This window comes from Sphingomonas plantiphila, from assembly GCF_046000505.1.
Classification (GTDB): Bacteria; Pseudomonadota; Alphaproteobacteria; order Sphingomonadales; family Sphingomonadaceae; genus Sphingomonas; species Sphingomonas plantiphila.
This window is the reverse complement of record NZ_JBELQC010000001.1, coordinates 1012799-1026584: the sequence shown is the minus strand read 5'-3', so window position 1 is coordinate 1026584 and position 13786 is coordinate 1012799. Positions and strand designations below refer to the sequence as shown.

Below are 13786 nucleotides of genomic sequence, written 5' to 3'. Positions count from 1 at the left end.
CATCGCCGCTCGTTTCACCGTCGCCATGACCGGATCCGCCACCCCGCCCTGCTATCCCGACGGCATCGCGCCGTCGCATGCCGCACCGCGGGGCGGGGCGTGGCGCCGCTGGGTCGCGGTGGTGCTACTCGGAGCGTTGATGCTCGCCGCGCTGCTCGGGCTGTTTGGCGGGGGCAAGGACCGTCCGCTGCGCGCACGCGCCCCCGCCGCCGCGCTCGAGGTCGCCACGCCGCGGGTCATTCGCAACGGCGAATTCTTCGAGATGCGCGTGCGCGTGACTGCGCGCCAGCCGGTCGGCAAGACGGTTCTTGCCGTGCCGGCGGGCCTTTGGCGCGACATGACGATCAATACGATGATTCCCGCCGCCGGCAAGGAGTCGGCGCAGGACGGTGAGTTCCGTTTCGACTATGGCGCGCTTGAGCCCGGGGAGACGCTCGACATCAAGATCGATGGCCAGATCAATCCGCCGCTGTTCGCCGGAACGCGCGGGCGCATCGCGATCCGCGACGATACGCGCGAACTGGTGGCGATCCCTCTCGAAATCACGGTGCTGCCCTGATGGATATCGTGCTGCGCGCCACTGCGATGTTCGCCTTCCTGTTCGTGCTGCTGCGCATCATGGGGAAGCGCGAGCTGGGGCAGATGACCCCGTTCGAACTGGTGATGCTGGTGGTGCTGGGCGATCTGATCCAGCAGGGAATCACTCATAACGACTTCAGCCTGACCGGCGCGGTGCTGGCGATCTCGACATTCGCCTTTTGGGCGACGGTCCTTGGGTGGGTGAGCTACCGATGGCCGCGCGCAGAGCGGCTGATCGAGGGCGAACCGCGCGTGTTGATCCGCGATGGTAGGCTGATCGCGGCAAACATGAAGCGGGACCGATTGACGCGCCGTGAGCTGGAATCGGAAATGCGTCTGGCGGGGATTGCGTCGGTCGGCGATGTCGCTTGGGTGATCCTGGAGCCGGAAGGTCGGATCAGCTTTATCCGACGAAGCGATGCGGAGAGCGATGCTCAATCCGCAGATGCGCCACGCCCGGCCTGAAGGCGGGGGTGGCGCCCCGGGTCAGGCGATGACGCCTGACGCCTGGGGCGCGATGGTGGTGGCGATCATTGCGGCGGTGAGACCGAAGGAAACGATCGCGACGAAGATCTGGCGAGCCATGCTATCCTCCTTGAACAAGACGATCACGCGACCGGGCCGAGGCTGACGGTGTTGGCAATCAGGACCAGCGTGAATGCGGCGGCGCCGGCGAACGATACGGCGTAGCGGGCGAGCGATTCGATACGGACGGTCATGGTAGAACTCCCTCTTTTGAACCTCCCCGGGACTATCCCGTGAGATGCACAATAGATTGCAGGGAGCGTGCCAATTTCAATAACACGTTGAAATCACGCGCGTTGTTATTTTGTTGCCACATAATGTGGGAACTATTGCCGAGATAGTTGGCGAAAAATGCCAATTTCTGGCTAGGCGATGACGACGCGATTGCGTCCGCTTTCCTTGGCATCGTAGAGCAGCTCGTCCGCACGGTGAAAACTGGCGTTCAGCGGCTCGCCCGGATGGACGCGCGTCAGGCCTGCGGAAAAGGTGATTTCGCCAAGCGGCGCGTCGGTTTCACGCAAGCGATAGCGCTTCGCCGCGACGGTGGCCCGGGCGTGGTCCAGGGTATCGCGGGCCCGCGCGATGCTCGTCCCCGAAAACAAGATGGCGAATTCCTCTCCGCCATAGCGGGCCACGAGCTGGCCCGGACAGCTCTCCGAAAGCGCCTGGGCGATCGATCGCAGCACGCGGTCACCGACCGCGTGACCGAACCGGTCGTTGACCGACTTGAAGTGATCGACGTCGCACACCGCGATACACAGCCGTTCGCCCGTTCCCAACTGCGCGGCATAGGCCTCTTCGAATGCGCGGCGGTTGGGCAGGTCGGTCAGCGGATCGCGGCGGGCATTGTCGCGCGCTTCCTCCAGCTTGCTGCGCAGCTCCACCGCCTCGCGCGTCGCGCTTTCCAGCTGGGATTCGGCGCGGTGGACGCGCTGCAGCATCGTTGCGGTGATCTGAGACACATTCTGCACCGCATGCACGTCGGTCGCCGCAGCGGATCGCCGGATCGCGTCGGCACTGGCCGCGAGGTCGCGTCCGAAGCCTTCGGTCTCCGCGCGCATCGCCTGGACCATGTCGTGAAAGCCTTCGACCTGCATCTGGGTCTGGGCGACGAGTCCGTCGACCTTTTCCTTGGCCTTCGCGGTGTTCGCGGGCGGTTCGCACCCCAGCGACTCGATATCGCGCTGAGTCAGCCGGACGCCGCCTTCGGTCAGCGCCTCGACCGCCTGCGCCAGCGGGCCGTCGGGATCGTGTAGCAGGTGATAGGCAAAGGCGTAGTTGGTCGGGCTCGGGTCGAGCCGCTGGTCAAACAGGAATGCACCGATGCGGTCGTACAGCTGGCGCGCCGGATCATCGCCGCCAGTCATACGCGCCGCTCGCGCCACGCTCGCCAAATCCAGCCTCCGTATCCCACCAGGCCACACGACCGGGGTGCCCCCACCAAACGCCTTACTCGCCGGCGGAGATAGCGCGGAACTGCTAATAAGCGGTGAAATCGGGCTCCGGTTATGCGCTCAGCGCGGCGTCTCCGAACGCCATTTTTTCACTGCGGCCAGGGTGCTGCGGACATGGTCGACCGGGCTGAGATCGCTGTGGGCGAAGACGATCTTTCCATTGGGCGCAATGACATAGCTTGTGCGATCGCTGACCGCGCGGCCCTGAACCTGACGGCCCAGCGCGACGTCGTAGCCGCGAATCACATCGGCGCTCGCGCTCGCGACCGCGAATTTTCCAGCGCAATGTTTGGCCGAGAATTCCTTGAGCTTGTCGATCGGATCCGCGGACATGCCGATCACTGTTGCGCCCTCCGCCTTGAACGCATCGACCGAGGCCGCGAATGCCGCCGCTTCGGCATTGCAGCCGGGGGTGAAGGCGGCGGGGAAGAAGTACAGCACGACCGGCCCCTTCTTCAATTGCTGCGACAGGCGCACCTTGAATGCCTTGCCGGCGATCGCCCCCTGCGCGGTGAAATCGGGCGCCTTGGCCCCGGGCGCCAGAGCGGCGGATGCAGGCAGTGCAAGGGGCAGGGCCAGGGCGGCGATCGCGAACTTCAGGCGCATTCTCACTCTCCTCAAATCCCGTCTAACGCGTGAGCGCGATGCCGATCCGGGCATGGGTATCGCGACGGCGATAGTCGTCCAGCGCTTCACCATGCCCGGTAAACGCCTGACCGAACAGATAGAAGCCGAATGCGCCGTCGATTCGCGCGAGCGGATAGGAGGCGAACAGCTCGGCCGCGCCGCGACCGCTGTCGGGATTGCCGCGCACGGTCAGCGCCAGCTTGAGGCTGTCGGGCTTCACCAAGGTCAGCCCGAGCGCGGCATTGCCCCAATAGCGATCGAGATCGGGAGCGACCCCCTGCTTGCCGACATAGAGCCACGCCTGGGGCGTCACCTCGACCCGCCAGTCGCCGCCGAGGTCGAACGCCTTGGTCGCCCGCAGGAAAATGCGGTTCGCGTCGATTGAGGTCGCCGGCCCCTCGCCGTTCGAATCGTGCCGCCACCCCGCGCCGATCATCGCGCTCGAATCGACCGGCGCCTCGATATAGACTTCGGGAGAATAGGTCGTGTGCGTGAACGGCCCGGACGGCAGGTCGAGCCGCCAGAACATCGTCTGGGTATAGGCAAAGCGCAGATGACTGAGCGCACCCTCCCCGCCGATCGGCTGGAACGCGAAGCTCACCTGCAGCTTGGCCCCGGCATCCTCGAGCCCGAAGACGCCATAGACCGGCTCGTGCGGTGCGAAGCGCGACAGGAAGCCGGCGGTCGAACCCGATGCGGTAGATTTCTGTGTCTCACCCGCCCCCAAGGATGGCGACGGGGCGGCGCGATCGCCGGGCCAGGCGGCACCGACGCCCTGTGGAAGCGGCGCACCTGGGAGCGACGGCGGAGCGGGGCGTTCGGCATAGCCACTCGGGACGTAGCGCGCCTTGGCAAACGCACCGGGTGCGATCATCGCGGCGGCCGCGGGCAGCCGTTCGAGGACCAGGCGTGTACCGTCGGCTGCCGTAACCTCGATCCGGCGCGGCCCTTCGGCCGCGACCGGCGCGGCGCCCTCGTTGATCAGGATCACCTCCACCCCGCGCAACGCCTCGCGTTCGGAGGCAGGCTGCGTCGGCACCGCACGCAGCTGGGCGCTGGCTGGGATCGCCGCGAAGAGAAGCGGAAACAGGGCGAAGTGTCGCATCGCCGCCCCGCATGCCAGCGCAGGATGACATTGGCGAGTCGGAAGCAGGGGTGGCGGATGGATCAGGTCGGGCCTGGCGGAGACGGAGGGATTCGAACCCTCGGTACGGTTCCCCGTACGACGCTTTAGCAAAGCGTTGGTTTCAGCCACTCACCCACGTCTCCGGATGCCTGTAGCGAGCGGGCGCTATAGCGAGCGTCTGGCTGGCGATCAATGGGCCGTGTGATGGCGGTTTGGCGCGAATCCGACTCGGGTCATCGCCCGTTCATTGCCGCCGGTCCAAGGCGGGTTCAAAGCGCAGGGTGCGGGAGGGTTTGAATGCGACGGTTGCTCATCTGGATCGGAATGACGCTGGCGGTGCCGCCGATGGCGGCGATGCCGGCGATGGCGCAGAGCATTCAGACGGTCGATCCGGACAGCGCGATCGACGCCGACCTCGATCGGCCGCAGTCGCAGATCCCTCCACAACCGGCGCCGCAGGACGAGCAGGTCGATCCCGGCGCGCCCTATGCGCCGCCCTATGATGGGCAGCAGGACCGCCAGCCCGCTCCGCCGCCGGTCGCGCCAGCCGGCGCGCCGCCCGCCGCGGGCAGCGAACTGCAAAGGCCTGAGGCGCCTACGACCTTCGACCAGGTCCGCCTCGTCGCCGCGGCGGAGGATGTGTTCGGCAAGGGCGCTTCGGGGCTGGCCGCGATGATCGAGGATATTCTGAAGGAGCAGGGCGAACCCAACGCGTATATCGCCGGCTCGGAAGGGTCGGGCGCAGTCGTCGTGGGCTTGCGCTATGGCTCGGGAACGATGGTTCATGCGGTGGAGGGCCAGCGCGATGTGTACTGGACCGGCCCGTCGGTCGGCTTCGACGTCGGGGGCGATGCGAACAAGGTCTTCGTGCTCGTTTACAACCTCTACGACAGCCAGGAGCTCTACAAGCGCTTCCCGGCCGGTGAGGGTCGTCTGTACTTCGTGGGTGGATTCTCCGCCTCCTATCTGCGCCGCGGCGACGTGGTGCTGATTCCGGTACGACTCGGCGTCGGATGGCGCGCCGGCGCCAATGTCGGCTATATGAAATTCAGCGAAAAGCGGCGCTGGCTGCCCTTCTAATCCGCCCCGCGCCGCGTTAGGCGGGGCCGATGCCTGTCAGCCAAGCCGATATCGATCTCGCCCAGCGCCTCGCCGATGCAGCGGGCGCGGCGATCCGCCCCTATTTCCGTGCCGAACACGGGCTGGAGGCCAAGGCGGACGCATCCCCGGTCACGCTTGCCGACAAGGCTGCCGAGGCGGCGATGCGCCGGCTGATCATCGCCGAGCGCCCGATGGACGCGATCATCGGCGAGGAAGAGGCGGAGCGCGAAGGGTCGAGCGGACGCACCTGGGTGCTCGATCCGATCGACGGCACGCGCAGCTTCATCGTCGGGCGGCCCATTTTCGGCACGCTGATCGCGTTGCTCGAGGATGGCTGGCCCGTCCTGGGCATCATCGACCAGCCGATCATCGGCGAGCGCTGGCTGGGGGTCACCGGGCGCACCACATTGTTCAACGGCAAGCCCGCCGAAGCGCGAACCTGTCGCGAACTGTCGCACGCGCTGCTCGCCACGACGTCCCCGGCATTGTTCACGGACGGTCAGCTTCATGCGTTCGAACATGTCGACGCGGCGGTGATGAGCACTGTGCTCGGCGGCGACTGCTATAATTACGGGCTGGTCGCATCGGGTCATCTCGACCTGGTGATCGAGGCGGGCCTGAAGCTGCACGATTTCGCCGCCCTCGTACCCGTGGTGGAGGGTGCCGGCGGGCGGATGTGCGACTGGCAGGGCGACCCGCTCCATGCCGGCAGCACTGGCGAGGTGATCGCGGCGGGCGACCCGGCACGGATCGAGGAGATCGTCGAGGCGCTTGCCTGCCGCGGCCATTGACGTGATCCGGTTCCATCGCGGTTATGCGCTGACCGCACTGGCGTTGTTCGCGATCGAAGTCGTCATCGCGCTGTTCGTGCGCGACCGGTTCGTACGGCCTTATCTCGGCGATACGCTCGCGGTGCTGCTCGTCTATTGCGGATTGAGGGCAATAACCCGGCTGCGCGCCGCTCCGGCAGCCGTCACGGCATTCGGGGTCGCGGTGATGGTCGAGCTGGGGCAGCTCATCGGCATTCTCGATCTGCTCGGGTGGCGCGACAGCCCCTTGGCACGCACGATCTTGGGCACCGGGTTCGAGTGGAAGGACTTCCTGGCCTATGGCGCAGGAGCCGTGATCGCCATCGCGACCGAGGCGATCGCGAAGCGCCGCTAGCGGACTCAGAAGATCCCCAGGAATTTCTTGCGCTGTTCCTTGCGTTCACCCTTGGAACGCGACCCGTCCTCCGACTTCGCCGTCGTCCCCTTGCCGACATCGTCGCGCGGCTTTCCCTTGGTGGTGCGCTGCGCTTTCGCCGACGCGCCACTCAATACCGGGCCGCAATCGGCCGATTTGGCGTCGCCGATATCGACGAAGGCAAGCAATCCGGCGAGCGGCGTGGCGGCGGCCGCTAGTCCCAGCCCACCACCCGCACGCGCCAGCAATTCGCTGCTGATCACATCATAGCGGGGGCTGGCGAACGTCCCGTTGATCCCAACGGGCGACTGACCCGCGAAGACGCTGAACTTCTTCGAATCCGCGCGGAATGCCAAGTCGAGCGTTTCGTTGCGGAAGGAAAAGCCGCCGCGCCCGAGCATCACGCTCTTCTGCGTGTCGATCAGGATCGGATCCGCTGCGGCAATGCCCCGGCGCACGGTGAATGCCACCAGACCGCAATTGATCTGGACCGGCTCCTTGAGCTTCCCCTCGAACATCTTCTGTACGAAGGTTCCGATGTCGAGCTCGGCGAGTTGGACGTTGCGTGTCCAGAAACTGCCGCGCGGCAAAATAAAGGCGATCCGCCCGCCCGAGCTCGCCAGCGAATCGTGCAGCGTATCGCCGCGACCCTTGAGTTCGATCCGGCCCCGCACGGCGCCCGTGGTGCCCGATTCCTCGACCCCCCAGCCCGCAAGCAGACGCCCCAGCGGCGTCGTCGCCAGCCGCACGTCATAGGATGTCGCGGTCGGGCGCTGGCGGGTGTCGAAGATCAGATCCGACGCGACGTTGCCGCGCGCCATCGCGAAGGTGAAGGGCGACAGCGCCAGCTGGCCGCGATCGAGATCGACGGCTACGGCCACGTCGGAGATCGGCACGCTGCGCGATTTCACGGTGGCGATCCGCCAGTTCACCTTGGCGTCGAACGCCTGCATCGATTCGACCGGGAATCGGGCATCCGGCAGCAGCCGCGCGCGCCCGGCACCGGTAGCTGCGGCAGCCGCCATGGCACCGCGCGAGGCCACGATATCGGGATTGTACCCAATGAACGGGGCGGCATCTACGATATCGAGCGAGCGAGTGGCGAGATCGGCGGTCATCAGCAACCGCTTTCCGCGGCCATCGGCGGCGAACTTGCCCGACAGGTCGCTGTTGCCAAACCGCCCCTTCAATCCGGTAAAGCTGTACAGATCGCCCGACTTCACCAGCGTCGCGCTCGCACGATAGGTGCGCGTATCGGGCAGCACGACCCCGATGATCGCGAGCAGGCTGGCAAGGTTGGCGCCGCGCGCGCTGGTCTGCAGCGGCACGTTTTCGATATCGGCTAGGCTGGGCAGCGTGCCATCGACGGTGATGTCGTTGCCCGCCGCGCGCGCCTGGAGCGTGAGCTGGTTCCGGCCGCGCCCGACGGTTTCGTTCGGACTGAGCAACGCGCCTTTCACCGTGAAGGGCGTCTTGCGCGCGACGCCATTGCCCGAGAAGCGCACCGAATCGCCGATCCGCGTTCCGGTCGAACGGACCGTCTCGAACTTGAGGTCGGCGAGCAGCTGCATGCGCGGATCGCGGTACCGCAGTGCCGTGCCGGCCAATGTCGCGCGGTCGATGGTGGGAAACTCGACCGGTTCTCCCTCGCCGTCGCCGAAGGTCCAGGTATTGGCCCGGTCAGCATTCCATTCGAGATCGACCGCGCCGTTCTGCAGATCGAGGAAGCGTGCATGATAGCGACCGAAGATCAGCGAAAGCGGCGCGATCCGCGTATGGATCGAATCGGCTGCGAACAGGTTCGGCCGCGATGCCCAAGCGGGGTTGGCCACCGTCATCTTCTGCGCGACGAATTTGAGGTCGAAGGGATCGAAATAGAGCTGGAAATCCCCCGCCACGGCGACCGCCCGTCCGGTCCCGCTGCTCGCCACGCGCTCGAACGTGCCCTTCAGGAACCGGCCCTTGGTGATATAGAGGATTGCCCAGATCAGAAAGATCGCCAGAAGCACGCCACCAACCACGCGCAGCGCAATGACCGCCGGACGCGGCATGCGCTCGCGCCAGCCGGGGCGTTCCGCCGGATCGGCTGCGGCCACGTCCGGCGTGACAATGGGGTGGGATGCGTCAGCCATCGCAGGCATAAGCCCTGGCGACCGCACAGGTTCCGCCAAGCCAAGGCGAGGATGGTTGCAAAAGTGTCGGCCACCGGCTATGCGCCCGCCTTTCCGCGATTCAGGGGAACCGCCCGGCTAACAAGGGCTGCCGGGGCTGTTCGTGATCGTCGCGCGTAAAAGGAGACGAAAATGCCCAAGATGAAGACCAAGAGCGGTGTGAAGAAGCGCTTCAAATTCACCGCGACGGGCAAGGTGAAGCACGGCGTCGCCGGCAAGCGTCACCGCCTGAGCAGCCATAACGCGAAATACATTCGCACCAACCGCGGCACGTCGGTCCTGTCCGAAGCTGATGCCGGCCATGTGCGCCTGTGGGCGCCCTACGGCCTCAAGTAAGGAGTAGCAGACCATGGCACGTGTCAAACGTGGTGTAACCACCAAGGCGAAGCACAAGCGGATTTTGGATCAGGCGAAGGGCTATTATGGCCGTCGCAAGAACACCATCCGCATCGCGCGCCAGGCCGTCGAAAAGGCCGGCCAGTACGCCTATCGCGACCGCAAGGTTAAGAAGCGCAGCTTCCGCGCCCTGTGGATCCAGCGCATCAACGCCGGCGTCCGCGCCGAGGGCCTGACCTATTCGCAGTTCATGCACGGCCTCAAGCTCGCCGGCATCGAACTCGACCGGAAGGTCCTGGCCGACATCGCGATGCACGAGGGTGAGGCGTTTACCGCCATCATCGCGCAGGCGAAGGCGGCTCTGCCCCAGGCCGCCTGAGGCAGCCTGTAGCGACCGAAAAACGGGGCGCCGGTGGACCATCCACCGGCGCCCTTTTTCTTGACCGACGAGGACCCGGGCGATGACGCTCCAGACCTGGTGGCTCTATGTCACCGCCGTGTTCCTGATCTCCGCGACGCCGGGGCCAAATATGCTCCACGTCATGGTGCAGAGCATCCATCACGGCGCGCGCCGCTCGATCGCGTCGATGGCGGGGCTGATGACCGCCAACCTCGTCTGCCTGTTCGCCTCCGCCGCGGGGCTCGGCGCGCTGCTCAAGGCGTCGCCGATGCTGTTCGACATCCTCCGCTATGCCGGGGTCGGCTATCTCGTCTGGCTCGGGATCAAGGCGTGGCGAGCGCCCGTCGGCGGCGGGGATGCGGAGGCGGAAAGGCCCGCACCCCCGTCGCTCCGCGCGATGTTCGGCGCGGGGCTCGGCACCGGATTTTCCAATCCCAAGCTGATCGTGTTCGCCGCAGCGCTGTTCCCGCAGTTCATCGACACCAGCGCGCCCTTCGCGCCGCAACTCGCCATTCTGATCGCCAGCTTCGCGGTGATCGAGGCGTGCTGGTTCGGGATGTACGCGATCGGCGGCCGCTCGCTCGCCGTCTGGCTGGCGCCCGCCAACCGCCAGCGGCTGTTCAATCGCGCGACCGGCGGGATCTTCATCGCGTTCGGAGCGGCATTGCTGGGCAGCCGGGCTTGACCTTCGCGCTCGACTGCGGTTCGGGCCACTAGACCATTGAACGGAATTCCCATGACCGATCTCGACCAACTCAAGGCCGACCTTCTCGCCGCGATCGACGCGGCCACCGGCGTCGATGCGCTGGAGGCGGTGCGCGTGCATGCGCTGGGTAAGCAGGGTGCTGTCACTGGACTGCTCAAGTCGCTCGGCGGCATGAGTCCGGAGGAACGCCAAGAAACCGGTCCGCGCATCCACGGTCTGCGTGAGGCTGTGACCGAGGCGATCGCGACGCGCAAGGCGGCGCTGGAGAGCGCGCTGCTGGAGGCGAAGCTGGCAAGCGAGACGCTCGACATGACGCTGCCGGTCGATGGCGTGCCCGCCGGGACCGTCCATCCGATCAGCCAGGTGATGGACGAGCTCGCCGAGATCTTCGCCGACATGGGCTTCGCCGTCGCCACAGGTCCAGAGATCGAGGATGACTGGCACAATTTCACCGCGCTCAACATCCCGGAGACGCATCCCGCCCGCGCGATGCACGACACCTTCTACCTCGCCGGCGAGCATGAGCGACCGATGGTGCTGCGCACGCACACCTCGCCGGTGCAGATCCGCACGATGACCTCGACCCCGCCGCCGATCCGGATCATCGCGCCGGGCCGCGTCTATCGCAGCGACAGCGACGCGACACACACGCCGATGTTCCACCAGATCGAGGGACTCGTGATCGACAAGGGGATCACGCTCGGCCACCTCAAATGGACGCTCGAGACCTTCCTCAAGGCCTATTTCGAGCGCGACGACATCGTGCTGCGGCTGCGCCCGAGCTATTTCCCGTTCACCGAACCCTCGGCCGAGGTCGATGTCGGCTTCACCTGGAAGAACGGCAAGCGCGAGATCGGCGGATCGGGCGACGCCGACAATGGCGGATGGATGGAAGTGCTGGGCAGCGGCATGGTCCATGCCCGCGTGATCGAGGCGTGCGGGCTCGACCCGAACGAATGGCAGGGCTTCGCCTTCGGCACCGGGGTCGATCGCCTCGCGATGCTCAAATATGGGATGGACGATTTGCGCGCATTCTTCGACGGCGACCTGCGCTGGCTGAAGCATTACGGCTTCTCGGCGCTCGACGTGCCCACGCTGAGCGGGGGAGTCGGGGCATGAAGTTCACGCTGAGCTGGCTCAAGGAGCATCTCGATACCGACGCGTCGCTGACCGAGATCCTCGATGGCCTCAACCGCATCGGGCACGAGGTCGAGGGCGTCGAAAATCCGGGCGAGGCGCTCGCCGCGTTCAAGGTCGCGCGCGTGCTGACCGCCGAGCGCCATCCGCAGGCCGACAAGCTGCAAGTGCTGACGGTCGATGCCGGAGACGGCGAGCCGCTGCAGATCGTGTGCGGCGCGCCCAATGCACGCGCGGGGCTGGTCGGCGTGCTGGGCCTGCCCGGCGCGACCGTGCCCGCCAACAGCATGGTGCTGAAGGTCGCCGCCGTGCGCGGGGTCGAGTCGAACGGGATGATGTGCTCCAGTCGCGAGCTGGAGCTGGGCGACGATCATGACGGCATCATCGAGCTGCCTGCCGACGCTCCGGTGGGCACGTCGTTCGCCGATTATGCGGGTCTCGACGATCCGGTGATCGATGTGTCGATCACGCCCAACCGCCAGGATTGCATGGGCGTGCGCGGCATTGCCCGCGACCTCGCCGCCGCCGGTCTCGGTACGCTCAAGCCGCTTGACGCGGTGGTCGACGGTTTGCCCGCGATCGATCCGCAGAGCGACGGCCCCGACGTTCGCACCGAGGACGCCGAAGGCTGCCCGGCCTTCTACGCTCAGGCCGTGCGCGGGGTCCGCAACGGCCCCTCGCCCGACTGGCTGCAACGCCGCTTGCAGGCGGTGGGGCAGAAGCCGATCAGCGCGCTGGTCGACATCACCAATTTCGTGATGATCGGGCTGGGCCGCCCGCTGCACGTCTATGACATGGCGACGCTCAGCGGCGGGCTCGTCGCGCGTCGGGCCAAGGCTGGCGAAGAGGTGCTGGCGCTCAACGGCAAAAGCTATGCGCTCGACGAAAGCATGACCGTGATCGCCGACGATGCAGCCGTGCACGATATCGGCGGGATCATGGGGGGCGAGCATTCGGGGTGCAGCGACACCACCACCGATGTGCTGATCGAGTGCGCCTATTTCGATCCGGCGCAGATCGCCCGCACCGGGCAGAAGCTGATGTTGACCAGCGACGCGCGCACCCGGTTCGAGCGCGGGGTCGATCCCGAATTTCTGGACGACGGGCTGGCGATCGCGACGCGGCTAGTGCTGGCGCTGTGCGGCGGGAGCGCGAGCGCGGTGACGCGCGCGGGCGAACCGCCGCGGGTCGGACTGACGATCGGCTATGATCCGGCGCTCGCCGCGACGCTGGGCGGGATGGCGATCCGGGCCGAGCGGCAGAAGGACATCCTCGAATCGCTCGGCTTCACCGTCCAGCCGCTCGACGGCAATGGCGATCCGTGCGAGCTGACCGAAGCATGCGACGGCTTCCGCGTCACCGCGCCAAGCTGGCGCCGCGACATCGACGGGCCGGCCGATCTGGTCGAGGAAGTGATCCGGATCGAGGGGATCGACAAGGTCCCGTCGGTCCCGCTGCCGCGCGCACCCGGCGTGGCCAAGCCGACCGCGACCCCCGAGCAGAAGCTGGAGCGCCGCATCCGCCGCACCGCCGCCGCGCGCGGACTCAACGAGGCGGTGACGTGGAGCTTCATTGCGGAGGACGAGGCCAATGCGGTCGGCGGCGGGGCTTGGAGCCTTGCCAACCCGATCAGCGAAGACCTCAAGGTCATGCGGCCCTCGCTGCTCCCTGGGCTGCTGATGGCGGCGGAGCGCAACCTCAAGCGCGGGGCGACCAGCGTCCGCCTGTTCGAGCTCGGCCGCCGCTATCTGGCGGAGGGCGAGAGACTGACGCTCACCGGGCTGCTCACCGGCGATGCCACGCCGCGCGGCTGGGCGACCGGCAAGGCGCAGGGCTTCACCGCCTATGACGCCAAGGCGGAAGCACTCGCGCTGCTCGACGCGGCGGGTGCCCCGGTCGGCAACCTGCAGGTAATGGGCGAGGCCGGCGCGGCCTGGCATCCCGGCCAGTCGGCGACGCTGCGGCTGGGGCCAAAGAATATCCTCGCCACCTTCGGCATGCTTCACCCGAGCCTGACCAAGCGGTTCGACCTTGCCGGCCCGGTCGCGGCGGTCGAGATTTTCCTCGACGCGATTCCCGCCAAGCGCGCGACGGGCTTCGCCCGCCCCGCCTACACGCCCCCGGCGCTGCAGGCAGTGACGCGCGACTTCGCGTTTATCGTGCCGGCCGAGTTGGCAGCGGGCGACCTCGTCCGCGCGGTCAAGGGTGCGGACAAGGTGGCGATCACCGACGCGCGGCTGTTCGACCTGTTCACCGGCGCCGGGGTCGAGGACGGCAAGAAGAGCCTCGCGATCGAAGTCACGCTGCAACCGGGCGAGAAGAGCTTCACCGACGCCGAGATCAAGGGGATCGCCGACAAGGTCGTCGCGGCTGCGGGCAAGCTGGGCGCAAGCCTGCGGGGATAGACCATTTTTTGGTCACCCCGGCCTTGTGCCGGGA

14 protein-coding genes and 1 tRNA gene are annotated in these 13786 nt (G+C 66.8%); 10 read left to right on the top strand and 5 right to left on the bottom strand.

Annotation, left to right across the window (positions count from 1 at the left end; translation table 11 throughout):
• Positions 1–25 precede the first annotated feature (25 nt).
• Both ABS767_RS04980 and ABS767_RS04975 read left to right on the top strand, forming a co-directional pair.
• The gene (locus ABS767_RS04980; protein ID WP_408077250.1) at positions 26–559 is read left to right on the top strand and encodes a hypothetical protein; all 534 of its coding nucleotides are present in this window, start codon (positions 26–28) and stop codon (positions 557–559) included.
• Positions 559–1044, top strand: coding sequence for a DUF421 domain-containing protein (locus ABS767_RS04975; protein ID WP_408077249.1), 486 nt, complete (start codon positions 559–561; stop codon positions 1042–1044). The genes ABS767_RS04980 and ABS767_RS04975 overlap by 1 nt, the downstream gene beginning before the upstream one ends.
• Before the next feature lie 425 nt (positions 1045–1469).
• Here the strand turns inward: ABS767_RS04975 and ABS767_RS04970 are convergent, their stop codons facing one another.
• From ABS767_RS04970 to ABS767_RS04955, 4 genes are all read right to left on the bottom strand, one after another.
• Entirely contained in the window at positions 1470–2471 is a 1002-nt protein-coding gene (locus tag ABS767_RS04970; protein ID WP_408077248.1) for a GGDEF domain-containing protein, read from the bottom strand.
• A gap of 147 nt (positions 2472–2618) precedes the next feature.
• Positions 2619–3164, bottom strand: a complete 546-nt coding sequence (locus tag ABS767_RS04965) for a peroxiredoxin (protein ID WP_408078653.1) — start codon at positions 3162–3164, stop codon at positions 2619–2621.
• Between the two features lie 22 nt (positions 3165–3186).
• Positions 3187–4290: a phospholipase A gene (locus tag ABS767_RS04960; protein WP_408077247.1), complete on the bottom strand. Its 1104-nt coding sequence runs from the start codon at positions 4288–4290 to the stop codon at positions 3187–3189.
• Positions 4291–4364: 74 nt separating this feature from the next.
• Positions 4365–4454, bottom strand: a tRNA-Ser gene (locus ABS767_RS04955).
• Between the two features lie 154 nt (positions 4455–4608).
• On the opposite strand from ABS767_RS04955, the gene ABS767_RS04950 reads away from it, so the two are divergent.
• Genes ABS767_RS04950 through ABS767_RS04940 form a run of 3 tightly spaced genes read left to right on the top strand, consistent with a single transcriptional unit; the run spans position 4609 to position 6576 of the window.
• Complete coding sequence (locus tag ABS767_RS04950) at positions 4609–5391, top strand: DUF1134 domain-containing protein (RefSeq protein WP_408077246.1); 783 nt, start codon at positions 4609–4611, stop codon at positions 5389–5391.
• Between the two features lie 29 nt (positions 5392–5420).
• Positions 5421–6203, top strand: coding sequence for a histidinol-phosphatase (hisN, locus tag ABS767_RS04945; RefSeq protein ID WP_408077245.1), 783 nt, complete (start codon positions 5421–5423; stop codon positions 6201–6203).
• 1 nt (position 6204) lies between these two features.
• Complete coding sequence (locus tag ABS767_RS04940; RefSeq protein ID WP_408077244.1) at positions 6205–6576, top strand: ribosomal maturation YjgA family protein; 372 nt, start codon at positions 6205–6207, stop codon at positions 6574–6576.
• Positions 6577–6581: 5 nt separating this feature from the next.
• Here the strand turns inward: ABS767_RS04940 and ABS767_RS04935 are convergent, their stop codons facing one another.
• Positions 6582–8729 (bottom strand): AsmA family protein, encoded by a 2148-nt coding sequence (locus tag ABS767_RS04935; protein ID WP_408077243.1) that lies wholly within the window; start codon positions 8727–8729, stop codon positions 6582–6584.
• Between the two features lie 171 nt (positions 8730–8900).
• Here ABS767_RS04935 and rpmI point away from each other — a divergent pair, with 171 nt between their 5' ends.
• From rpmI to pheT, 5 genes are all read left to right on the top strand, one after another.
• On the top strand, positions 8901–9104 hold the full coding sequence (rpmI, locus tag ABS767_RS04930; RefSeq protein WP_066581118.1) for a 50S ribosomal protein L35: 204 nt from the start codon (positions 8901–8903) through the stop codon (positions 9102–9104).
• A 13-nt stretch (positions 9105–9117) separates the two neighbouring features.
• Entirely contained in the window at positions 9118–9483 is a 366-nt protein-coding gene (rplT, locus tag ABS767_RS04925) for a 50S ribosomal protein L20 (RefSeq protein ID WP_145848216.1), read from the top strand.
• Between the two features lie 82 nt (positions 9484–9565).
• Entirely contained in the window at positions 9566–10189 is a 624-nt protein-coding gene (locus ABS767_RS04920) for a LysE family translocator (RefSeq protein ID WP_408077242.1), read from the top strand.
• Positions 10190–10240: 51 nt separating this feature from the next.
• The gene (gene pheS, locus ABS767_RS04915) at positions 10241–11329 is read left to right on the top strand and encodes a phenylalanine--tRNA ligase subunit alpha (RefSeq protein WP_408077241.1); all 1089 of its coding nucleotides are present in this window, start codon (positions 10241–10243) and stop codon (positions 11327–11329) included.
• On the top strand, positions 11326–13752 hold the full coding sequence (gene pheT, locus ABS767_RS04910) for a phenylalanine--tRNA ligase subunit beta (protein WP_408077240.1): 2427 nt from the start codon (positions 11326–11328) through the stop codon (positions 13750–13752). The genes pheS and pheT overlap by 4 nt, the downstream gene beginning before the upstream one ends.
• The last annotated feature ends 34 nt before the right edge of the window (positions 13753–13786 follow it).